Consider the following 21283-nt stretch of genomic DNA (forward strand, 5'->3'; position numbering starts at 1 on the left):
TCCTTAACTTTTTTCCTTGGCCGCCTCTGTAGCGGCCTGACCTGCGGCTTTTACTGCGAGAGCTGCCTTGCTGACAAGCTCTCTGAATTGCGCACGCATCGCTTCGCCATTTAGCCCAAGCGTGTCCACTTGGCTCATGCCCGCAACTTTTGCAGCTTCGGCTATTTTGCGGGCTTTTTTGTTCAATTTTTTGCCCGCCTTGCCCAACACTTTGGTCTCGCGTTCGGTCCGCGGTAAAAGCGCGCCGACAATCGCACCAATGGCAATTCCGCCCAATATAATTGCCAGCGGACTTTTATCGACACTCTCAATTGTTTTTGCTTTTGCCTGGCGTGCGATCACCTTCGACTGCTCTACGCCAGTCACGGCAGCATCTTTGCCTTTTTCAAAGGCCACCGAGGCCTTCTGACGCGCCGCAGCGCTTGAACGTGAGGTTTTTGCTTTCGCGCTATCAGCTGCGGATTTGATGCTGTCGCCAATCTTGCTCATATATCGTTCCTATATCATTTGCTGGTGGGCGTTTTGGTTTTACTGTGTCGCAGCCTCGAAATCCAACGCGAAATCGGACCGCGCGTCGCAATTAACAAGGCACTTACCCCTATCACACCAACTATTGGGGCATTGTTCTTCGCAATTTGAACTGTTTCGTCTGCGATCTGCTTGGCTTGGGTGGTTTGACGTTCGACGAACCGCCGAAGTTGATTGCGTGGATTAAGGACATCACGCGTGACGGCCAAGCTGTCTTTCAACTTACGCCGCAAATACCGCCGCTCCGCGTTGGATAAAATCACGCTTTCACGGTCAGTGACAACGGGTTCTTCAGGTAAGATCGTCGACATTTTTCTGTATTTCCGGGAAGTAAACTTTCCGCATCCATCTTCGGGCCAATGCGGCGAAAACTATGCCGATGATTACAAAGCTTATGGTGACCAATATGGTTGCCGCCAATGGGCCAATTAATGGCGAAAGTGTAAGGACCAGCCCGAGCACCAGCGCAATGGACGCGCCGCCAAATGCGAAGGCCGCGATTGCGCCATAGCGGAACGACCAGCGAAATACGTGGCGCGTGTAATCTAGCCGCGACCGATGATAGCGCATTTCTGCCTTCACCATCGCACGCAGATCCTCCATCACCAACGCAATCTGTTCGCTCGCGCTTGGCTCAATTGGCGGTGCTAGGTCTTCCAACGCTTCGAGCTGAGGTTCTTCGATCTTCATCATACCCGCTTATCGACCATTGGCGGCATTTTGCAATGCCGCCTGTGTTGCTACTCAGGCGTCTTTACCGCCCGAACGCACAAGACGCGCCAAAACAAAGCCTATTGCAGCCGCAGCGCCCAAGGCGACGGCCGGGCTTTTGCGGACAAATTGTCGTGCATCTTCTGCCAACGCATCCACATCCTTAGCGTCCATCTTTCCAGCGAAGCCTTCAACCATGTCGGCTGCGCTGCGGGCATAGTCGCCATATTGCTTGCCAACATTATCGTCGATGGTGCCGGCGCTATCGCGGATAAGCTTGCTGATGCTGCCAACCGCTTCAGTGGCACGATCCTTTCCTTTGGTTGCTGCCGCGCGGACGGTGTCGGTAGCTTGGGCCTTAAAATCATTCATGTCCGATTTAACCTTTGATTTGACATTTTCTGTCTTGCCTTGGGCTGGTTGCGCCTTTGCTACGGCCTTTGGCGCAGCGGTTTTGGCCTTAGTAGGCTTGGCTGCTGCTGGTTTAGTAGCTGCTTTCTTGGCGGGTGCGGACTTTACGGTCTCGGCCATAAGAGTGACTCCTTTTGAACAACTGGGGCGAAAGAAATTGTCTTGCTACCCACGGATATTTGTATTGCGGGTGCCTTAGTCAACTATAGCACCGCAAATTTAGTTTTAAAATCGATATGTCGGAGCATCGTTGCCAAAACCCGATCACATGGATAGACGCGCTGGCATATCTCCACCTACGCACAAACGGACCATTATATGACTGCTATCCTCGACATTCATGCACGCCAAATCCTCGACAGCCGGGGAAACCCTACGGTTGAAGTTGATGTTGTGTTGGAGGACGGCAGTTTCGGCCGTGCGGCAGTCCCGTCAGGTGCCTCGACAGGTGCGTATGAAGCCGTGGAAAAGCGCGATGGCGATATGTCCAAGTATATGGGCAAGGGCGTGCTTCAGGCGATTGAGGCGGTTAACGGTCCCATTTTTGAAGCCTTGGTCGAACTGGACGCCGAGGAGCAGGAAAATATCGATGCGGTCATGATTGATCTTGATGGCACCGACAATAAAGCGAACCTGGGCGCGAATGCCATTCTGGGGGTAAGCCTTGCGGTAGCGAAAGCGGCGGCGGATGCACGTGGCCTGCCGCTCTACCGCTATGTTGGCGGCGTAAATGCGCATGTTTTGCCAGTGCCGATGATGAACATCATCAATGGTGGGGAGCATGCCGACAACCCGATTGATTTTCAGGAATTCATGGTCATGCCCGTCGGCGCTGGTTCAATTGCGGAAGCTGTCCGCTGGGGCTCAGAAATATTCCATACACTGAAGAAGGGCCTGCATGAAAAGGGCCTGGCAACGTCGGTTGGTGACGAAGGCGGCTTTGCCCCCAATTTGGCGTCAACCCGTGATGCGTTGGATTTTATCATGGCGTCGGTGGAGAAGGCAGGATTTAAAGCAGGCGAAGATGTCGTCTTGGCTTTGGACTGCGCTGCGACCGAATTTTTTCGCAACGGCAAATATGAAATATCGGGTGAGGGGCTCTCGCTGACGCCGCATGAAATGGCCGACTATCTCGCTGCCTTGTGTAAGTACTATCCCATATTGTCGATTGAGGATGGCATGAGCGAAGACGATTTTGAAGGATGGAAGGCTATCACCGACAAAATTGGTTCAGAGGTGCAGTTGGTGGGTGACGATTTGTTTGTTACGAACCCGGAGCGCCTGTCGATGGGTATTGGCAAGGGACTTGCAAACTCCTTGCTGGTTAAGGTCAACCAGATCGGTACTTTGACAGAGACGCTGGCCGCCGTTTCTATGGCCCACCGTGCGTCCTACACGGCCGTTATGTCGCACCGTTCGGGCGAGACCGAGGACGCAACAATTGCCGACCTGGCCGTGGCAACCAATTGCGGTCAGATCAAAACCGGAAGTCTCGCGCGGTCGGACCGGTTGGCCAAGTATAACCAGCTCATCCGCATCGAAGAGGAGCTGGGTGCATCTGCCATATATGCCGGTCGGAGTATTTTCCGCTGACCGTGATATCCTTGCCAACTCGTGTAAAATATGATTCTGTGTGAACATGGCCCGAGGCAATAAAAAACCGGAATATATGAAGTCAGTAGTTGGGCCTGCTTTGGGGCTTCTGGCTCTGCTCGGAATCGCCTCTTACGCGTTGCTGGGGCCGACGGGAATCATCGCCTGGACCGACTATCGCTCGGCTTTGAGTGCACGTAAAGTTGAGCTGGCAAAGTTGCAGAAAGAACGGGACGCTCTAAGAAATCGGCAGATCTTGCTGGACCGGGACAATGTCGACCCGGACCTTGCGGGCGAACTCATGCGCAAAGAATTGAACGTAGTTGCCCCTGACGAGGTTGTTGTTCCGTTAAATTAAGGCGCTGGCCGTCAAATGAATAGCTATGCAGGAATTTCCGTCGCGGAAAAGCGCTTTTCACCGGGACTGATTTTGACTAGGCGGCGTTGCATTCGCGTATAAAAATTCCACCAAAGGAAATGATTTTGGCCACCACCCCAGCGAAAAAATCTGCTTCCAAGAAGTCAAGTGTTAGCGAAGACGCCGCACGCGCCAATCGCGAACGTCCGACCGAGCCCGTGCCGTATAAAGCGACAAAGGAAGAGCTTCTGAAGTTCTACCGTGACATGTTGCTGATTCGGCGGTTCGAGGAAAAGGCGGGGCAGCTTTACGGTCTGGGTTTGATAGGCGGTTTTTGCCATTTGTATATCGGGCAAGAAGCGGTCGCAATTGGGCTTCAATCTGCACTGACGCCGGGCAAAGACAGCGTCATTACCGGGTATCGGGACCATGGTCATATGCTGGCTTATGGTATCGACCCGAATATCATCATGGCCGAACTGACCGGCCGCGCCGCGGGTATTTCAAAGGGCAAGGGCGGATCGATGCACATGTTTTCGACCGAACATAAATTTTACGGCGGACATGGGATTGTCGGCGCGCAGGTATCGCTCGGCGCTGGCCTGGCTTTTGGGCATAAATATGCGAATGATGGCGGCGTGTGCCTTGCCTATTTTGGCGACGGCGCATCCAATCAGGGGCAGGTGTATGAGAGCTTCAACATGGCGGAGCTTTGGAAGCTACCCATCATTTTCGTGATCGAAAATAACCAATATGCCATGGGCACCAGCGTCAACCGCGCCTCTTCCGAAGACCAGCTTTACCGCCGTGGTGAAAGTTTCCGCATTCCCGGTATTCAGGTCGACGGCATGGATGTGCTCGCCGTGCGCGGCGCGGCCGAAGTTGCGCTGGATTGGGTGCGCAGCGGCAAGGGGCCTGTATTGTTGGAAATGAAAACCTACCGTTATCGGGGCCATTCCATGTCCGACCCTGCCAAGTACCGCAGCCGTGATGAGGTCCAGTCGGTCCGCGACAACAGCGACCCGATTGAAGGTTGCAAGGCCTATCTCGCCGAAATGGGCGTAAGCGAAGACGCGCTTAAGGTAATTGAAAAAGAGATCCGGAAAATTGTGAATGAGTCGGCCGATTTTGCCGAAACTTCACCAGAGCCCGACCTTTCCGAATTATATACTGACGTGTTGGTGGAGCAATATTGATGGCAATCGAACTTAAGATGCCGGCGCTTTCACCAACGATGGAAGAAGGCACCTTGGCCAAATGGCTGGTTAAAGAAGGCGATTTCGTCAAATCTGGCGATATTCTTGCCGAGATCGAAACCGATAAGGCGACGATGGAATTTGAAGCCGTGGACGAAGGCGTGATTTCGTCGATTAATGTTGCGGAAGGGACCGATGGCGTCAAAGTCGGCACGGTGATTGCGTTGATTACGGGTGAGGGAGAGGAACCAGCACCTGCGCCTTCTCCCAAACCAGTCGCATCGAGTCCAGTCGAGACGCCGGCACAGCGTGCGCCAGTTCCAACTATGTCGGATACTCAGCCTATAGAGACAAGCTCTGTGACCGCGAACGGCAATATGCAAACCGTCACCTTACGCGAAGCCTTGCGCGATGCCATGGCGGAGGAAATGCGTCGCGACGACCGCGTTTTTGTCATGGGTGAGGAAGTCGCCGAATATCAAGGTGCCTATAAGGTCACGCAAGGCCTGCTCGACGAATTTGGCGCACGCCGGGTCATTGATACGCCGATTACCGAATATGGCTTTGCTGGCGTAGGCACGGGGGCCGCAATGGGCGGCTTAAGGCCAATCATCGAATTCATGACCTTTAACTTTGCCATGCAGGCGATTGACCACATCATCAACTCAGCAGCCAAGACTAACTATATGTCGGGTGGCCAAGTGCGTTGCCCCATCGTGTTCCGTGGGCCCAATGGTGCCGCCGCGCGCGTGGGTGCCCAGCACAGCCAGAATTACGCACCTTGGTATGCCAGCGTGCCCGGGCTCATTGTGATTGCGCCTTATGACGCCGCCGATGCCAAAGGGCTGTTGAAAGCGGCCATTCGTTGCGAGGACCCGGTCGTGTTCCTAGAAAATGAATTGCTCTATGGTCGCAGCTACGAAGTTCCTATGGGCGACGATCATGTCCTACCCATCGGCAAAGCGCGCGTCATGCGTGCAGGAACGGACGTAACCATTGTCAGTTACTCCATCGGCGTTGGCCTTTCGCTTGAGGCGGCGGATAGGCTGGCCGAAGACGGGATTAAAGCTGAGGTCATCGACCTGCGTACCATTCGTCCCCTCGACAAGGCGACGGTTTTGGCAAGTCTTGCAAAAACCAACCGCTTGGTCGTTGCCGAAGAGGGCTGGCCAACATGTTCGGTTGGCAGCGAGATTCTGGCAATATGCATGGAAGAGGGCTTCGACGATTTAGATGCGCCGGTTTTACGCATTACGAACGAAGACGTGCCCATGCCCTATGCGGCAAATCTGGAGAAAGCGACGCTGGTGAACGTGGACAAGATTGTAGCTGGTGTTCGTAGAACTTTCGGGGTCTGATCGCGCGGTGAGCAGATTGTCTCGGCGCTGGTTATGGCAAGCCGATTATAGCTTAACTGCACAAGACGTGCGCATATGATGACGGACCCTGTTTTGGAATTGGCTCCGCCCGCCCGGCTGGCCATTGCCTATGCGCCGTCAGACGTTCGGTCTGCATTTGCGCTGCTTCTGCAAATCGACAACCGCTTTGCCGAGATATTGCGCAATGCGCGCGAGCCAATGATCGCACAAATCAAGATGGCGTGGTGGCGCGAAGCTTTTGCCAGCGCAGCAGACGCGCGACCGAAAGGCGAACCATTGCTGCAAGCGCTAAACGAAGCGGGCGACCGCATTCCGTTAAGCGCGCTTGAGGCGCTGGCTTCGGCGTGGGAGGCGCTGCTGGGCAGTGAGAGGTTCAACCAAGAGGTCATCGACGTCCATGCCGAATTGCGCGCCGAGGCGATTTTTTCGACCTATGCGGGTTGGATGGGCACTGTGCAGGATATGCGGCCCATTGGGCGGAGCTGGGCGCTTGAAGCCTTACGCACTGCTTTTCCAGACCGTGTTGCAGGCTGCAATATGCCACCCGCGCCGTTGCCAAAGGCACGGGCATTACGTCCATTGTCTATTTTGACAATGTCCGTGCGGACAGTATCGGGGCCACGGTTGATTTTACATGCGTTAACAGGGATATAGGTATAGGTTCCGGTTGCTAGGCATCAATAAGGAGGTGGTTGCAATGCAGCGTATGTTGATTGGCGGCGTTGCTGCCTTATTCATGGCGGGCGGCGGACTATTGGTCTGGCAAAGCGTGGCCAATCAGCCGTCGCTTATCCCCGCACCGCCACCGCCCGCAGCCATATCCGACAAGCTGCCGGAAGCAGGGGCCGGTGCGCCTGCCTTTGGCGCCGCGCCGCCCACCCCGCCGGAGGCACCAAAAGCGAGCCGTGAGGAAATGCGTTTCAACCGATATGACCGCAACAAGGATGAGCTTGTCTCTCGCCTTGAAATGATGGGCAGCCGGACCAAGGCGTTCAAGGCGCTGGATACCGATGGCAATAATTTGCTGACGTTTGAGGAATGGGCGGCCGCCACGGGTCAGCGCTTTGCGAGCGCCGATGGTAACAAAGATCAGCTTTTGACGCGCAAGGAATTTGCAAAAACCCGGCCCAAAACAGCGGCAAAGCCGGGATGTCGTTGCTAGGGTCAGGACCTATTAAATCCACCTTCGCGGTTTGAGGCCATACTGTTCAGTGCGAGGCGGCAAGCGCAGGACTTAGTGGGTCTAAGTCCAAGCTTGCCAACGCGGCAATGGACAGTATGGGTCAAATCCGCAGGACGCCAAAATGGCTTCGATCTCGCAGCAAAATGCCCTTGCTGGCAGAATAACTGCCTGCGGCGGACATTTTCCTTCGATACCTTTGCCATTTTGACGCCGCGAAGGTGGATTTAATAGGTCCTGACCCTAGGTCCTGACCCTAGGCCGCGATGGCTTGGGCGGCGATCCAGTTGTTCAAATCTGTCCGCGCCCTGCCGGTCATCGCTGCTTTGCGCGATTTCTTATGCACTTTTTCATCAAGCGGGGCGAATAGGCCAAAATTGATGTTCATGGGTTGATAATCGTCGGCCAGTGCATCACCCGTGATATGGCCAAGCAATGCACCAAGCGCGGTGGTGGATGGTGGTGCAGTAACCGTGCGCCCGGCCAATTCCGCTGCCGTCATAATGCCGGCCATCAAACCAACGGCGCTGCTTTCGACATAGCCTTCGCAGCCGGTAATTTGCCCTGCAAAGCGGATATGTGGCGCGGATTTTAAGCGAAGCTGACGGTCCAACAATATGGGCGCGCGAATAAATGTATTGCGGTGCAACCCGCCAAGCCGGGCAAATTCGGCCTTTTCGAGACCCGGAATTATGCGGAGCAATTCAACTTGTGCTTTATGCTTCATCTTCGTTTGAAACCCGACCATGTTCCACAACGTGCCTTGTTTATTGTCTTGTCGCAATTGCACCACGGCATGCGCCCAACGGCCGGTTCTGGGGTTGTCGAGACCAACAGGCTTCATGGGGCCAAAGCGCAACGTGTCTAACCCGCGCGATGCCATGACCTCAATCGGCATACAGCCTTCGAAATAGGGCGTATTGGTTTCCCATTCCTTGAACTCGGCTTTCTCCGAGTCCAGCAAACCTTGGTGAAAGGCGCGATATTGCGCCTCGTCCATCGGGCAGTTGATGTAATCCTTGCCTTCGCCTTTATCCCAGCGCGAGGCATACCACGCAATATCCATGTCGATGCTATCATGGTAGACAATCGGCGCAATCGCATCGAAGAAAGCGAGGCGATCTTCGCCGGTCTTTGCCATGATGCTCTCGGCGAGGTTTGTTGCGGTCAATGGGCCGGTGGCGATGATGACTGGCCGGTCGGATGGAATGACGTCCACGCGCTCACGGACGATTTCGATGTTCGTCTGGTTTTCCAGATGCTGGGTAACAGTTTGCGAGAAAACGTCGCGATCGACGGCGAGCGCGGACCCTGCGGGTACCTTGGCTACTTCGGCGGCTTGCATGATAAGCGAACCCAGATCGCGCATTTCCTGATGCAGAAGGCCAACGGCATTGTTTTCGGCATCGTCTGACCGGAAACTGTTGGAGCACACCAATTCTGCCAAGCCATCGGTTTGATGTGCTGGCGTCATATCCCCCGATCCGCGCATTTCCGACAGCCGCACGCGTATCCCGCGCCGCGCCAATTGCCACGCTGCTTCGCAACCTGCAAGGCCGCCACCGATAATCTGGACATCAAAATTTTTGTTCATGCCCGTGCGGCTATCAAAAATCCTTGGCGCTGCACAGGCAAAAGCGCCAAGATGGGATATGGGATTTACACCTAACTCTTCAGATGACGGGACGATCTTGCGGCCATCGCTGGTTCCGCCGCCTTCTGACGCGCACAAATATAGCCGTGGGCACGTTATGGTGTGGAGCGGGCCGGTCTTGCACACAGGCGCATCTAGGCTCTCTGCACAGTCGGCATTGGCGGTGGGGGCTGGCTTGGTCACTCTTATAGGCGAAAGGGCAAGGCTGGCTGAACAGGCCGCACATGTCACCGCGATCATGTTGCGCGAAACCGATATGTCCTTGGCCTGTGTCGATGATCGCGTTACCGCCTTTGCCATTGGTCCGGGGGCAGGGGCAGGGGCATCGGTTCGGCAGGCCGTCCTCAATATCCTGAGCCTTAATGTCCCGACTATACTCGATGCTGACGCGCTGACTGCCTTTGAAGGCGACCCTGCGACCTTGTTCGGCGCAACGGGGGCGACGGACGTTATGACGCCGCATATCGGCGAGTTCCGACGCCTTTTCCCGGACATACCGACCGATAATACTGCGGACGCCGCGCGCCGCGCAGCGGATCGGGCGCAATGCGTTGTGCTGCTTAAAGGTTCAGAAACTTGGGTTGCTTCGCCCGATGGCCGCACGTTGGCGAACCGCCATGCGTCACCTTGGCTGGCGACTGCCGGATCGGGTGATGTGCTCACCGGCCTGATTTGCGGGTTGGTGGCGCAAGGGGTGAAAGCGTTTGATGCGGCCAGCATGGCGGCATGGCTGCATGGTGATATTGGCGTTCAGGGCGGACCGGGGTTGACGGCGGACAATATGATTGGGCATATTCCGCTTGTCTTGCGCGGGTGTTTGCACGATGAATCGGAAGATGGCTCAGGATCTCGCACATAAACGCCCCTATTTGTTCGCTAGCTTGATTGCCGGCATAAGTTTTCCCGCGACGTGGCTGTTTCTGCCGATTGACGGCGGATTATACGCCATGCTCTGGAAAATGGCGGCGGTCGGGCTGCTGGTGCCATTTGCGTTGCGCCGTCATCATCAGGGCGAATTTATCCTGCTGGCGATCATGCTCGCATTTTATGCGCTGGGGGATGGGTTGATTGAACTCAGCATGGTTGCCGGGGCTTTGGCTTTTGCTGCCGGACATTCCGTAGCGATGCTCATCTATTTTCGTCACCGGCGCATTGGCGCGGTATTCAGCCAAAAGCTGCTGGCCGTCACCATATTATTGGCCACGCCAGTCATTGCCTATTTCCTGCCGCCGAGCCAAGACGAAGGCATTCAGGTGGCGGCCTATAGCGTCATCCTCGCTGCCATGGCGGCCATGGCATGGAGCAGCAATTTCCCGCGCTACCGCGTCGGTTTTGGTGCGATATTGTTTGTGGTGTCCGACTTGCTGATCTTTGCGGAGCTTGGGCCGTTGGCGGGATCGACAATGACGGGCATCGCCATCTGGTATCTCTATTATTTTGGTGTGCTGATGATTGCGGTTGGCGTAGCGCAGACATTGGTGAAGCGCGGGCATTTTGCCGATGGTGAAGAACGCGACTGAATTGGGAAGGTAGCTCCTCATGACGCCACCCCACCTAATGTCACCCTGAACTTGTTTCACCTTCGGTGACTGTCGTTCCAGGGTCTATGTATCCATTCTGACTCTGGTCGTGCTGCACGATGGACCCTGAAACAAGTTCAGGGTGACGCGCGTTTGTTTCAGGGTGACGCACGCCCGGCCCAAGATACCGCGGCCTTGATGTGAGGCCGAAAGGCGCGATAGGTCCCAGCCTACGCTGGGGCGACGGGCTGGGGAGTTCCCAAATCGCGCCATCCCTGCGCATGTGGGAATAAGGTCACCCCTCATAACGTCACCCTGAACTTGTTTCACCTTCGGTGACTGTCGTTCCAGGGTCTATGTATCCATTCTGACTCTGGTCGTGCTGCACGATGGACCCTGAAACAAGTTCAGGGTGACGGTGGCTTGTTTTGGGCTGACTTGCGTTTGATTCAAGGTGACGCGCGCTTGTTTAAGGGTGGCGCGCGCTTGACTCACGGTGATGTAGCATTTGTTCCAGGTAACAGTGGCTTGGGCTAATCCGCTATCGGCGTATCGGTTACCGCGCCTTCGACTTCGGCACCGCTCTGAATGGAGGCGTCTGCATCATCCTCATCGCTCTCGTCAATCTTGGCCGCGCCGACCACATGTTCATTTTCGTCGACATTGAATAAGCGCACGCCGGCGGTTCCGCGACCCAAAACGCGCAAGCTGTCGAGCGGCATGCGGATCAATTTTGCCTGATCGGTGACGAGCATCAACTGATCACCCTTTGTCGCGGGGAAGCTGGCGACGACTGGGCCGTTGCGTTCGATATTGTCGATGTTGGTGATACCCTGGCCGCCACGTCCAGTGCGGCGATAGCCATAAGCCGATGACAATTTGCCATAGCCATTGGCGCAAACGGTAAGGATGAACTGCTCACGCTCCGCCAGTTCAGCGATGCGTTCGGCGGTCATGGTTGGCTCGCCTTCCTTCTCCGGTTTCCAAGGGGCAAAGCGCAGATAATCCTCACGCTCTTCGCCCGAAGTGCCAACGCGTTTGAGGATCGACAGCGAGATAACGGCGTCGCCCTGACCAAGCTTCATGGCGCGCACACCCGTGGATGCGCGGCTTTGGAATTCGCGGATATCGTCTGCGGCAAAGCGGATCGCTTTACCATAGCGGCTTGCGAGCAGGATATCGTCCTCAGCGCTTAGCAGTTCAACGCCGATCAATTTGTCGTCGGCATCGTCGCCTTCGAACTTCATCGCAATTTTGCCGTTGCTTGGGACATTGGCAAAGGCGTCCATGCTGTTGCGACGGGCATAGCCCTTTGACGTCGCAAATACGACGCTCAGGCCACCCCATTCGGCTTCATCCTCGGGCAAGGTCAAAACATTGGAAATGACTTCGCCTTCGCCCAATGGCAGCAAGTTGACCATGGGCCGACCGCGCGTTGACGGACCGCCTTCGGGCAGCTTCCACACCTTCAGGCGATAGACCTTACCGATGTTGGAGAAGAACAATACCGGCGTATGCGTGCTGGTTACGAACAATTCGGTAACGGCATCCTCGTCCTTCGTCGCCATACCGGCGCGGCCCTTGCCACCACGGTTTTGGGCGCGGAATATCGCCAAAGCGGTACGTTTGATGTAACCGCCATGGGTGACGGTAACGACCATTTCCTCACGCTCCATAAGGTCTTCGTCGTCCAAGCCATCCCAGCTTGCGGTGATTTCGCACAGGCGCGGGGTGGAAAATTCTGCGTCAATCGCAACCAATTCGTTGCGCAACACCGCATACAGCTTTGTGCGATCGCCCAAAACTGCGAGAAATTCTGCTATGCTTTCGGCAAGCCCCTGAAGTTCCCTGCCGATTTCGTCACGACCAAGTGCCGTCAGGCGATGCAGGCGCAATTCAAGAATGGCGCGAACCTGCAGTTCGGACAATTGGTAGCTGTCGCCGGTAATCTCGGTTTCGACGGCTTCCACCAATTTGATGTAGGACGCGATTTCGGCGATTGGCCATTTGCGCGCAATCAATGCCGCGCGCGCTTCGGCGGGGCTGGCGGAACCACGAATGATTCGCACGACTTCGTCCAAATTGGTGACCGCAACGACAAGGCCAAGTAACAAATGCGCGCGTTCGCGGGCCTTGTTCAGCTCAAACTTCGTTCGGCGGGTAATCACCTCTTCACGGAACCGAATGAAAGATTCGATGATGTCACGCAGGTTCAAGACTTCGGGTCGGCCGCCACGAATGGCCAGCATATTGGCGGGGAAGCTCGATTGCGCCTGCGTGTGGCGCCACAATTGGTTGAGGACAACGTCGGTGGTCGCGTCACGCTTTAGGTCGATAACAATGCGCACGCCCTTGCGGCTCGATTCATCGCGGATGTCGGACACGCCCTCAATACGCTTGTCCTTTGCGGCTTCGGCGATTTTCTCGACAAGGCCGGACTTGCCCACTTGAAACGGAATGCTGGTGAGGACGATGGAGCGGCGGTCGCCTTTTCCTTCCTCAATCTCATGCCGCGCGCGTTGCATGATGGAGCCCTTGCCATCACGATAGGCCGCACGTGCGCCGCCAGTGCCGAGTATGAGCGGACCTGTTGGAAAATCGGGGGCAGGGACGATTTCGATAAGTTCGTCGATGGTGATGGCGGGATTGTCGATATAGGCCAAGCATGCCTTGATTACTTCGCCCAGATTATGCGGCGGGATGTTGGTCGCCATGCCAACGGCAATACCGCCCGCGCCATTGACCAACAGGTTCGGGAAACGCGCGGGCAGAACCTGCGGCTCTTCACGGCTGCCGTCATAATTGGGTTGGAAATCAACCGTGTCCTTATCAAGATCATCCAAAAGCGCGTTGGCGACCTTGTTCAACCGCGCCTCGGTGTAGCGCATCGATGCTGGCGGATCGGGGTCCATCGAACCGAAGTTGCCCTGACCATCGATCAACGGCACGCGCATCGACCAATCTTGAGTCATACGCGCCAGTGCGTCGTAAATCGCGCTGTCGCCATGCGGGTGATAATTGCCCATCACATCGCCGACGATCTTCGCCGATTTGCGATAGGGCCGCCCGGCGACAAAACCGCCTTCTTGGCTGGCGAACAAAATCCGGCGGTGAACCGGCTTTAAACCGTCGCGCACATCGGGCAGGGCGCGCGATACAATGACCGACATCGCATAATCGAGATAGCTCGACTTCATTTCATCGACAATGTCGACGGGAGAAATGTCCGATGGGTCCAAGGTAACTGTGTCGTCGGTCACGCCGCGATAATCCTTATATTTTCATGAACCACGGACCCTAGACCCAACGCGCCGAAATGGCCACATGCGACTGCCCTAATTGCGCGGTTTTCACCAGCTTATCCACAGATTCACAGCTTGGCGGCGGTTAGGGTGCTATCAGGCTTGCGTCATATGCGAAAATTTGCCCGCTTTGTTCCGGTTTCAGACCATGGAGCGTGGCAAGCATGTCCCCGGCAGCCCGTGTGGGGGTGAAGCGTTCATGGGCAGGATTGCCTTTGAACGGGGCGCTGAGCGCCGTCTCGACGGTGCCGGGATGAAGGCCGACGACAACGGATTGCGGATTTTTGCGTTGCCATTCGATAGCGATATTGCGGATAAACATATTCAGTGCGGATTTTGATGCACGATAGCTGTGCCATCCACCCAAGCGATTATCTGAGATGCTGCCCACCCGCGCGGACAAGGCCGCAAAGCAGATCGGGCCTTGCTTGGCCATGATAGGCAGGAAATGTTTGGCGACGAGCGCAGGCCCGACCGCGTTGATGCGGAAGTTTTCCATCATCCAGTCAGGATCGAGCTCGCGAAGGCTCTTCTCTGGGCCGTTTTGGGCTGAATGCAGTAGGCCGGTCGCCACAATGACCAAGCTTATGGGAGGATGTGCACCCGTGAGAGAACCGGCGGCGGCCGCAATGCTGGCCTCGTTCGCTATATCTAAGGGCGTGGCGCTCTCCCGGTGAAACCGGATGACCTGGGCATAATTTGGATCATTTTCCAAAAGTTCTGCCAGCGCGGCCCCAATGCCACCACGCGCACCAATGATCACTGCACTGCTTTCATCCACTTGTTTTTTGCTCCGGTTCGTTCAACGGGAATTCATGCAATGGCGCTATGGCAATTGCACAGACGATAGCAAGGTCCTATGAACCAAGTTTTAGCAGGTCCAAGGCTCAATAATTTGCGGAGAGTTACATGAAACTGGTTTCAAAATTTGCCCTCGCTTTGTCGTTGGTAGCGGTATCAGCTGCGCCTGCCGCATTTGCGCAGTCCAATGAAAAGCCTAAGAAGGACAAAAAGGGCAAGGAAGCGGCCGCAGCGCCAAAGAAAAATTACTCCAAACCTTTCATCGCCGCTTATGTCCCCGTGGCAGATTTGTTAAACAAAACCAAGGATGCCGCAGCTGCCAAGGCAGAATTTCCAAAGGTTGTTGCTGCTATTGGCAATGACGATGACCGATACGAAGCAGGCATATTGGCCATTAATATCGGCGCAGGGTTGAAGGATCTGGCGTTTCAGGAGCAGGGCATCGATTTGTTGATTGCATCGGCGTCAACCCCTGCCGATTTGAAGAGGGAATACACGTTTCGTAAGGGTGCCATTGCATATGATAGCAAGAGATTTGCGGATGCCGAAAAAAATATGCTCGACGCCTATAATTTGGGGCACCGCGCTAACAATATCGAATTTTTGATTTCAAACGCCATGTCGCAGCAAAACAAAGAGGCTGAGGCAATTGCATGGATTGGTAAGGCGATTGATGCCAGCAAGGCAGCGGGCCCTGTGAACAAGACTTATCTCGTGCGTGCTGCCGTCTTGTCCGCTAAGGCGAAGAATTACGCAGGCGCAGCCAATTTCTACAAGGATTTGATCATCGCCGAAAATAACCCGGATTATTGGCATGATGCGCTTGCATTTTTTGACCGCTCGCGGGACTTCAATCCAGAAGAAACACTCGACATCTTGCGCTTGATGCGCGCCACCGATGGTCTCCGCTTCCAACAGGAATATTCCGCATATCTCGACAGCCTCAGCTATATCGGTGTGCGTTACCCGGCAGAAGCGGTTTCCTTGCTGGACGAAGGTTTCGCCAAGGGGTTGATCTCGCGCAACAATGTGACATTCAGCGAGCGATACAACGAAGCTAAGGGGCGTCTCGCGGAAGATACGCGCACGCTGGCCGGAACAATCGCGCCTGCCAAGGCAAGTCCGAAGGGTATGCTGGCATCACTTACTGGCGACTCCTTTTTCTCGCACAAGGATTATAAGACCGCGAAGGACCTGTATGAATCGGCGTTGAGCAAGGCACCTGTTCTGGACAAGGACGGCGTCGACCAGACCGACCGCACGCGCTTCCGTCTTGCGATGTCCAAGACGATGCTTGGCGATTATGCCGGTGCGAAGGCTGAATTTGATATGGTCACGGGCGCGAACCGTAAGGCAATCGCCGAATATTGGGTGGCATTCATCACCCATCGGGCAAATGCCACGGCAACGCCGGCTGCGACTGCGCCAGTCTCCTGAGATTTGGTCAGATAAAGAAAAATGGGGCCCGCGCAATCGGGCCCTTTTTTATGCCTGGGGAATAGGGACGCCGGGCTCGTCTTTGGCCGTGCGGATCGTCAACGATGTTTTGACGCTGCTCACATTGGGTGCCGACGTTAGTTTTGAGGTCAAAAATTCCTGAAATGACTGAAGATCGCGTGCTACAATCTTCAAAATAAAGTCTATTTCTCCATTGAGCATGTGACACTCACGCACATCTGGTAATGCGCGGACATGTTGTTCAAACGCCTTTAGGTCATCTTCAGCCTGGCTTTTCAGGCTGACCATGGCGAAAACGGTAATGGTGTAGCCCAACGCGCTTGCGTCCACATCGGCATGATAGGATTTGATCGTGCCCGATTGTTCGAGCGCACGCATACGTCGTAAACAAGGGGGCGCGGTCAGTCCCACCTTAGTAGCGAGTTCAACATTGGTTATGCGACCGTCGGCCTGCAATTCGGCCAAAAGCTTCATATCTATCGCGTCAAGGTTCGTATTGGCCATGATCTGGTAATTTCCATTTCTATTTCGCCGTATGCTTATAATATAATTATGTCGCATTGCAATTGTCCCATAGTGTGACGCCTTAAAATTGCGGCTTTCGCGCTGCCGAAATCGGGTTTATCGCGCGGATATTGCGGGTATCGGTCCACTGGGAATGAACATCATTGCGTTTTGACGATCGTCTTGAAACCACCTTGCGTCAGACCGATGATGAGGGCTTGGGCCTGTCTGCCAAATGGCAGCAGCTGGTGGATATACTCGCACAGAATGCTCAGGATTTTGATCCGGACTTGGTTGTACTTGGATTGCAAAAAGTGCGGCAGTTCATGGGTGCTGTTCCAGCCGACATTCGCGAACAATGTGTTCGTGCGTTAGCAGGGCGGCTTCAATCCGTGCCCTTGATGTTGTTGTTATCCGGCGATGTCCCCGCTGTTGCATCGGCTGCGATCCAAGGGGCCTTATTGGATGATCACGAATGGGCAGAGATTGTTCCGCAATTATCGACGCGGGCCATTGGGTTTTTACAGAACCGTCGCGATCTTGGCCCCATGACTTTGCGCGCCTTGGCGCAATGGTCTTCGGCTGACCTTGTGCAGCCGGACGAAGCTGTTGATCCATCCACGCCTAAGGTCATATCAGCACCCGTCGCTACCGCGTTGGAAGCATCAGCATCGGATCAGCGCCAAGAAGAGCATTTCGATGTTACGATTGACCCCGTCGATCTGATCCGATTTGAGGCAGATGAATATGGGACAATTTGCTGGGTAGAAGGTGCGCCGTTGGGCGCCATAGTCGGCGTAGATATCGCTGAACCTGCTTTTGACGATGGTCCGGGGCCAGATGCCTATGGAGCAGCAGCCTTCCGGCAGAAAATGCCGCTGGAAAATGCGCGCATGCGGCTGTGTGGCGCTCCTGCCATTGCTGGCGATTGGCGCATAAACGCCGTGCCGTTTTTCGATGGCGTGAGCGGGCGCTTTAATGGCTATCGGGGTGTTTTGCGTCGGCCCAACCTCTCCGAAACTGCGGTAATTGCCGAAAGCTACGCCGATGAGGCCGAGCATATTCAGCAGCTTTTGCACGAGCTACGCACACCATTAAACGCCATCATCGGTTTTTCCGAGATCATCGAACAGCAGCTTTTTGGTCCCGTGACGGAAGATTATCGCATATTGGCGGGCAACATCCTGCATGATGCAGAACGCTTGCTGTCTGGCTTTGACGACCTGTCTATGGCGGCGACTATCGAAACCGGAACTTATGTTGCCGAAGAGGGGGTAACGGAATGTGAGTGGCTTTCGCAAAAACTGGCTGAACGCTTGCATGGCCTGACTGATTTGCTTCGGGTCAGGCTCAACCTTGTCCAAGCCCACCCGGTCCTGCCGTTTGCGGTAGACCACCAAACGGCAGAGCGCCTGTTTTCGCGTTTGTTGTCGGCGGTAATTATTGGTTGTGAACCCGGCGAAGTGCTTGATGGTTGTTTCCGAACGGAGTTGGGCCTTAATGCGACCAACCGATTTGTGCTAACTTTGCCTGAGAAACTGCGCGACCTTAATGCAAGCGAACTTTTCGGTTCAGGATCAGGATCGATTGACGATAATGATGCGGCGCCTTTGCTTGGTCTGGGTTTCTCCTTGCGGCTTGTGCGCAGCCTCGCGCGAAGTTTTGGCGGGGATTTAAGATTTTCTCATCAAGCGCTCATCGTGTCCTTCCCAGCCGTAAGCGACAGTAGGTTAAATTACAAAAACGAAGAGCGGGAATGAACAAAAATAAGATTGCCAACCAAATTGCGTCTTTTATGTAAGATAAAGACTTGCGTATTCTCCCAAAGTTCGGCTATCCGCCCGCAGGTAGTTGGCGAGCCGGTCAGGGCCTGTAGCTCAGTTGGTTAGAGCTGGCCGCTCATAACGGCTAGGTCGGGGGTTCGAGTCCCTCCGGGCCCACCAGCCTCGCATCGCGAAGTTGGCAGGCAGCCAGCCGCGCGGACATTGTTATACCAGTGATCCCATGTCGGGGAGTAGCGCAGCCTGGTAGCGCATCTGGTTTGGGACCAGAGGGTCGCAGGTTCGAATCCTGTCTCCCCGACCATTTTGCAAAAAAACTGATTAAAAAGCACGAAAAACCGACATTCTTGGTTGTCGTTGAGAAGTGACCCGTTATTTTCACTGAGAAGTGACCCGGGTGGTTGTTATATCCCGCATTGCGGGTTTTGGGTTAAGAGGCTGGTTTTTCCTTTCTGTTTTTGGGCGCTGCGGCACTGGCGCGGAAGCGGAAGCTGTCATTCCCGGTCTCAAGGGTGTGGCAGTGGTGCGTAAGCCGATCGAGCAAAGCGGTCGTCATCTTGGCATCACCGAACACACCGCCCCATTCGCTGAACGATAGATTGGTGGTGATGATGACGCTGGTCTGCTCATAAAGCTTGGAGAGCAGATGGAACAGCAGCGCGCCGCCTGATGGACTGAACGGCAGATAGCCTAACTCATCGAGAATGACGAGATCAAGGCGCAGCAGGCGCTCGGCAACCTGGCCAGCTTTATTCATAGCCTTTTCCTGTTCCAGCGCATTGACCAGATCAACCGTGGAGAAGAAGCGGACCTTTTTGCGGTGATGCTCGACAGCCTGTACGCCAAGTGCTGTAGCCATATGGCTTTTGCCTGTCCCGGGACCGCCGATCATTACGATATTGTCGGCACCGTCTATAAAATCTCCACGATGGAGCTGACGGATGAGGGCTTCATTCACCTCGCTGGCTGCAAAGTCGAACCCGGCCAGATTCTTGTAGGCCGGGAACCGGGCTGCCTTGATGTGGTAAGCGATGGATATGACCTCGCGTTCGGTCATCTCCGCCTTGAGCAGCTGCGAGAGGATCGGCACAGCCGCTTCGAACGCAGGGGCACCCTGTTCGATCAGGTCGCTGACGGGGCCAGCCATGCCGTACATCTTGAGGCCGCGTAGCATGACCACGATCGCAGCGCTGGCGGGATCATGACGCATGACGCGCCTCCTTGTTCCGGAGGGCATCGTAGCGCCCGACATTGGCTAGAGGCTCGCGCGCAAGGCGCAAAGCCTGTGGTGCATCTATAGGGGTTGGCGGGATCGCTTTGCCATCGGTCAAACGGTGCAGGATATTGAGAACATGGGTCTTGGTCGCCACCCCGGCATCAAGGGCAAGCTCGACCGCGCATAGCACGGCCTGCTCATCATGATGCAGCACAAGCGCCAGTATCTCGGCCATCTCCCTGTCGCCGCCAGGCCGCTTGAGGATCAGCCCCTGCAACTGCCGGAACGCTTGCGGTAGCTCGGTGAAGGGCGCCCCGTTACGCAAGGCGCCAGGCTTGCGTTGGATTACTGCCAGATAGTGGCGCCAGTCATACACCGTTTGGCCTGGCAGATGATGCGAGCGCTCAATAATCCTAACATGCTCGCACACGATCTGCCCTTCGGCAACAACAACGACCTGGTTCGGGTATATCCGCAGGCTTACCCGCTGGTTCGCAAACGATGCCGGCACGCTATAACGGTTACGGTCAAAGTTCACGAGGCAGGTCGGGGATACCCGCTTGCTGTGTTCGACAAAGCCGTCGAAGATACGGCCCTGCGGCATCAAGCTGGCGACTTCCTCGGCATGCACATCAGCCACGGTACCAGGCAGGCTACCGTGCTTAATATACCCCCATTGCGCAATGCAATGTTCCTCCAGCCAAGCGTTCAGGGCATCGATATTGGGGAAGCTGGGCCCAGAGGCACTAAGGGGCTGCCACAGCCGTCGCCGCGCATCCTGCACGTTCTTCTCGACCTGTCCTTTCTCCCACCCCGACGCCGGGTTACAGAAGTCTGCTTCAAACAGGTAATGGCTCGCCATAGCGGCAAAGCGCGCGTTGACCTGTCTGACTTTGCCCCGGCCAATGCGATCGACCGCCGTCCTCATATTGTCAAAAATACCCCGCTGGGGAACACCGCCCAGCACCCTGAACGCCTCAGCAAGCGCGTCGAACAGCATCTCGTGGGTCTGAAGTGGATATGCCCGAACAATGAACGCCCGGCTGTGTGACAGCTTGGTAAGCGCTACCTGCAACTTGGTATGCCTGCCACCTATAATGGCCCAGTCTTCGCTCCAGTCGAACTGGAAGGCTTCACCCGCCGCAAACACCAAGGGCACAAAAGTGCCGCGCCCGCTGGTCTGCTGCTCGCGTTGGCGTTCAGCCTTCCAAGCGCGTACAAAGGCTGCAACCCGCTCGTAAGAACCGTCATAGCCCAATACCAAAAGATCAGCGTGCATCTGCTTGGCCGTGCGCTTCTGCTTTCGCGACTTGCCAACCTCGATCCGCAGCCACCCCGACAGCATCTGTGCAAACGGATCGAGCTTGCTCGGCCGAACAGAGGCCCTGAATACCGGTTCTAACGTGTCTGTCCGCAAATACTTGCGGATCGTGTTCCGCGACAATCCTGTCCGCCGTACAATCTCACGGATCGGCATCCCTTGCCGAAAACGCCAACGACGTATCACACTCAATAAATCCATGTTTATCACTCCTCATCCCCCCAACCGGTCGGTCAGGGTGTGGTTCAAACATGGGTCAAATCTCAGTGAAAACTTATGCCGCTAACGGGTCACTTCTCAACGACAATCAACACTGGAACAATGTAGTTTCCTACCTGTCCACTTTTGGCATCTTAATCGGCCGAAGTAG

The 21283-nt window shown here is 55.3% G+C and carries 20 protein-coding genes and 2 tRNA genes; 12 read left to right on the forward strand and 10 right to left on the reverse strand.

Features of this window, described 5'->3' with window-relative positions; translation table 11 throughout:
- Positions 1-3: 3 nt before the first annotated feature.
- The 4 genes from HEQ34_RS07495 to HEQ34_RS07510 are packed head-to-tail and all read right to left on the reverse strand — an operon-like array spanning position 4 to position 1770.
- Positions 4-489 carry a hypothetical protein gene (locus HEQ34_RS07495; protein WP_296199308.1) on the reverse strand — a complete coding sequence of 162 codons (486 nt, stop codon included), beginning with the start codon at positions 487-489 and terminating at the stop codon, positions 4-6.
- A 14-nt stretch (positions 490-503) separates the two neighbouring features.
- A complete protein-coding gene (locus HEQ34_RS07500) occupies positions 504-839 on the reverse strand; it encodes a hypothetical protein (RefSeq protein ID WP_296199310.1) in 336 nt (111 codons plus the stop codon).
- Positions 820-1221 carry a phage holin family protein gene (locus HEQ34_RS07505; protein WP_296199312.1) on the reverse strand — a complete coding sequence of 134 codons (402 nt, stop codon included), beginning with the start codon at positions 1219-1221 and terminating at the stop codon, positions 820-822. Before HEQ34_RS07505 ends, HEQ34_RS07500 begins: the two co-directional genes overlap by 20 nt.
- 51 nt (positions 1222-1272) lie before the next feature.
- Positions 1273-1770, reverse strand: coding sequence for a hypothetical protein (locus tag HEQ34_RS07510; protein ID WP_296199314.1), 498 nt, complete (start codon positions 1768-1770; stop codon positions 1273-1275).
- A gap of 198 nt (positions 1771-1968) precedes the next feature.
- On the opposite strand from HEQ34_RS07510, the gene eno reads away from it, so the two are divergent.
- The 6 genes from eno to HEQ34_RS07540 all read left to right on the forward strand — a co-directional run bounded on the left by eno (position 1969) and on the right by HEQ34_RS07540 (position 7338).
- Positions 1969-3243, forward strand: a complete 1275-nt coding sequence (eno, locus tag HEQ34_RS07515) for a phosphopyruvate hydratase (RefSeq protein ID WP_296199316.1) — start codon at positions 1969-1971, stop codon at positions 3241-3243.
- A 46-nt stretch (positions 3244-3289) separates the two neighbouring features.
- Positions 3290-3601, forward strand: a complete 312-nt coding sequence (locus HEQ34_RS07520; RefSeq protein WP_296199356.1) for a septum formation initiator family protein — start codon at positions 3290-3292, stop codon at positions 3599-3601.
- A gap of 119 nt (positions 3602-3720) precedes the next feature.
- Complete coding sequence (gene pdhA / locus HEQ34_RS07525; RefSeq protein WP_296199318.1) at positions 3721-4797, forward strand: pyruvate dehydrogenase (acetyl-transferring) E1 component subunit alpha; 1077 nt, start codon at positions 3721-3723, stop codon at positions 4795-4797.
- Positions 4797-6155 carry a pyruvate dehydrogenase complex E1 component subunit beta gene (locus tag HEQ34_RS07530; RefSeq protein ID WP_296199320.1) on the forward strand — a complete coding sequence of 453 codons (1359 nt, stop codon included), beginning with the start codon at positions 4797-4799 and terminating at the stop codon, positions 6153-6155. Before pdhA ends, HEQ34_RS07530 begins: the two co-directional genes overlap by 1 nt.
- Before the next feature lie 75 nt (positions 6156-6230).
- Positions 6231-6830: a squalene/phytoene synthase family protein gene (locus HEQ34_RS07535; RefSeq protein WP_296199322.1), complete on the forward strand. Its 600-nt coding sequence runs from the start codon at positions 6231-6233 to the stop codon at positions 6828-6830.
- Between the two features lie 43 nt (positions 6831-6873).
- Positions 6874-7338: a hypothetical protein gene (locus tag HEQ34_RS07540; RefSeq protein WP_296199325.1), complete on the forward strand. Its 465-nt coding sequence runs from the start codon at positions 6874-6876 to the stop codon at positions 7336-7338.
- Positions 7339-7612: 274 nt separating this feature from the next.
- On the opposite strand, the gene trmFO is transcribed toward HEQ34_RS07540, so the two are convergent.
- Complete coding sequence (trmFO, locus tag HEQ34_RS07545; RefSeq protein ID WP_296199327.1) at positions 7613-8950, reverse strand: methylenetetrahydrofolate--tRNA-(uracil(54)-C(5))-methyltransferase (FADH(2)-oxidizing) TrmFO; 1338 nt, start codon at positions 8948-8950, stop codon at positions 7613-7615.
- Between the two features lie 58 nt (positions 8951-9008).
- Between trmFO and HEQ34_RS07550 the strand changes: the two genes are divergently transcribed.
- Together HEQ34_RS07550 and HEQ34_RS07555 are read left to right on the forward strand one after the other, a co-directional pair.
- Entirely contained in the window at positions 9009-9869 is an 861-nt protein-coding gene (locus HEQ34_RS07550) for an NAD(P)H-hydrate dehydratase (RefSeq protein ID WP_296199329.1), read from the forward strand.
- Positions 9847-10530 carry a lysoplasmalogenase gene (locus HEQ34_RS07555; protein ID WP_296199330.1) on the forward strand — a complete coding sequence of 228 codons (684 nt, stop codon included), beginning with the start codon at positions 9847-9849 and terminating at the stop codon, positions 10528-10530. Before HEQ34_RS07550 ends, HEQ34_RS07555 begins: the two co-directional genes overlap by 23 nt.
- Positions 10531-11063: 533 nt before the next feature.
- Here HEQ34_RS07555 and gyrA read toward each other — a convergent pair.
- The gene (gene gyrA, locus HEQ34_RS07560) at positions 11064-13790 is read right to left on the reverse strand and encodes a DNA gyrase subunit A (protein WP_296199332.1); all 2727 of its coding nucleotides are present in this window, start codon (positions 13788-13790) and stop codon (positions 11064-11066) included.
- A gap of 127 nt (positions 13791-13917) precedes the next feature.
- Positions 13918-14613 (reverse strand): SDR family NAD(P)-dependent oxidoreductase, encoded by a 696-nt coding sequence (locus HEQ34_RS07565; protein ID WP_296199333.1) that lies wholly within the window; start codon positions 14611-14613, stop codon positions 13918-13920.
- A 128-nt stretch (positions 14614-14741) separates the two neighbouring features.
- Here HEQ34_RS07565 and HEQ34_RS07570 point away from each other — a divergent pair, with 128 nt between their 5' ends.
- Positions 14742-16070, forward strand: coding sequence for a hypothetical protein (locus tag HEQ34_RS07570; protein ID WP_296199334.1), 1329 nt, complete (start codon positions 14742-14744; stop codon positions 16068-16070).
- A gap of 48 nt (positions 16071-16118) precedes the next feature.
- Here the strand turns inward: HEQ34_RS07570 and HEQ34_RS07575 are convergent, their stop codons facing one another.
- On the reverse strand, positions 16119-16595 hold the full coding sequence (locus HEQ34_RS07575) for an Lrp/AsnC family transcriptional regulator (protein WP_296199336.1): 477 nt from the start codon (positions 16593-16595) through the stop codon (positions 16119-16121).
- A 164-nt stretch (positions 16596-16759) separates the two neighbouring features.
- Between HEQ34_RS07575 and HEQ34_RS07580 the strand changes: the two genes are divergently transcribed.
- The 3 genes from HEQ34_RS07580 to HEQ34_RS07590 all read left to right on the forward strand — a co-directional run bounded on the left by HEQ34_RS07580 (position 16760) and on the right by HEQ34_RS07590 (position 18680).
- Complete coding sequence (locus HEQ34_RS07580) at positions 16760-18355, forward strand: histidine kinase dimerization/phospho-acceptor domain-containing protein (RefSeq protein ID WP_296199337.1); 1596 nt, start codon at positions 16760-16762, stop codon at positions 18353-18355.
- A 106-nt stretch (positions 18356-18461) separates the two neighbouring features.
- Positions 18462-18538, forward strand: a tRNA-Ile gene (locus HEQ34_RS07585).
- Positions 18539-18603: 65 nt separating this feature from the next.
- A tRNA-Pro gene (locus HEQ34_RS07590) sits at positions 18604-18680 on the forward strand.
- 126 nt (positions 18681-18806) lie between these two features.
- Here HEQ34_RS07590 and istB read toward each other — a convergent pair.
- Together istB and istA are read right to left on the reverse strand one after the other, a co-directional pair.
- Positions 18807-19586: an IS21-like element helper ATPase IstB gene (istB, locus tag HEQ34_RS07595; protein ID WP_296199340.1), complete on the reverse strand. Its 780-nt coding sequence runs from the start codon at positions 19584-19586 to the stop codon at positions 18807-18809.
- Positions 19576-21114 carry an IS21 family transposase gene (istA, locus tag HEQ34_RS07600; protein WP_296199342.1) on the reverse strand — a complete coding sequence of 513 codons (1539 nt, stop codon included), beginning with the start codon at positions 21112-21114 and terminating at the stop codon, positions 19576-19578. The genes istB and istA overlap by 11 nt, the downstream gene beginning before the upstream one ends.
- Between the last annotated feature and the right edge of the window lie 169 nt (positions 21115-21283).

Origin of the sequence: Sphingorhabdus sp., from assembly GCF_023910635.1 — a bacterium.
GTDB lineage: Bacteria > Pseudomonadota > Alphaproteobacteria > Sphingomonadales > Sphingomonadaceae > Sphingorhabdus_B.

Bases quoted from the DNA above. Each gene is read 5' to 3' on its own strand.
- HEQ34_RS07495 (WP_296199308.1), bottom strand. From the start codon at position 489: ATGAGCAAGATTGGCGACAGCATCAAATCCGCAGCTGATAGCGCGAAA.
- eno (WP_296199316.1), top strand. From the start codon at position 1,969: ATGACTGCTATCCTCGACATTCATGCACGCCAAATCCTCGACAGCCGG.
- istA (WP_296199342.1), bottom strand. From the start codon at position 21,114: ATGGATTTATTGAGTGTGATACGTCGTTGGCGTTTTCGGCAAGGGATG.
- pdhA (WP_296199318.1), top strand. From the start codon at position 3,721: ATGATTTTGGCCACCACCCCAGCGAAAAAATCTGCTTCCAAGAAGTCA.
- HEQ34_RS07535 (WP_296199322.1), top strand. From the start codon at position 6,231: ATGATGACGGACCCTGTTTTGGAATTGGCTCCGCCCGCCCGGCTGGCC.
- HEQ34_RS07555 (WP_296199330.1), top strand. From the start codon at position 9,847: ATGGCTCAGGATCTCGCACATAAACGCCCCTATTTGTTCGCTAGCTTG.
- HEQ34_RS07575 (WP_296199336.1), bottom strand. From the start codon at position 16,595: ATGGCCAATACGAACCTTGACGCGATAGATATGAAGCTTTTGGCCGAA.
- HEQ34_RS07570 (WP_296199334.1), top strand. From the start codon at position 14,742: ATGAAACTGGTTTCAAAATTTGCCCTCGCTTTGTCGTTGGTAGCGGTA.
- HEQ34_RS07500 (WP_296199310.1), bottom strand. From the start codon at position 839: ATGTCGACGATCTTACCTGAAGAACCCGTTGTCACTGACCGTGAAAGC.
- trmFO (WP_296199327.1), bottom strand. From the start codon at position 8,950: ATGAACAAAAATTTTGATGTCCAGATTATCGGTGGCGGCCTTGCAGGT.
- HEQ34_RS07510 (WP_296199314.1), bottom strand. From the start codon at position 1,770: ATGGCCGAGACCGTAAAGTCCGCACCCGCCAAGAAAGCAGCTACTAAA.
- HEQ34_RS07540 (WP_296199325.1), top strand. From the start codon at position 6,874: ATGCAGCGTATGTTGATTGGCGGCGTTGCTGCCTTATTCATGGCGGGC.
- HEQ34_RS07520 (WP_296199356.1), top strand. From the start codon at position 3,290: ATGGCCCGAGGCAATAAAAAACCGGAATATATGAAGTCAGTAGTTGGG.
- HEQ34_RS07505 (WP_296199312.1), bottom strand. From the start codon at position 1,221: ATGATGAAGATCGAAGAACCTCAGCTCGAAGCGTTGGAAGACCTAGCA.
- istB (WP_296199340.1), bottom strand. From the start codon at position 19,586: ATGCGTCATGATCCCGCCAGCGCTGCGATCGTGGTCATGCTACGCGGC.
- HEQ34_RS07530 (WP_296199320.1), top strand. From the start codon at position 4,797: ATGGCAATCGAACTTAAGATGCCGGCGCTTTCACCAACGATGGAAGAA.
- HEQ34_RS07550 (WP_296199329.1), top strand. From the start codon at position 9,009: ATGGGATTTACACCTAACTCTTCAGATGACGGGACGATCTTGCGGCCA.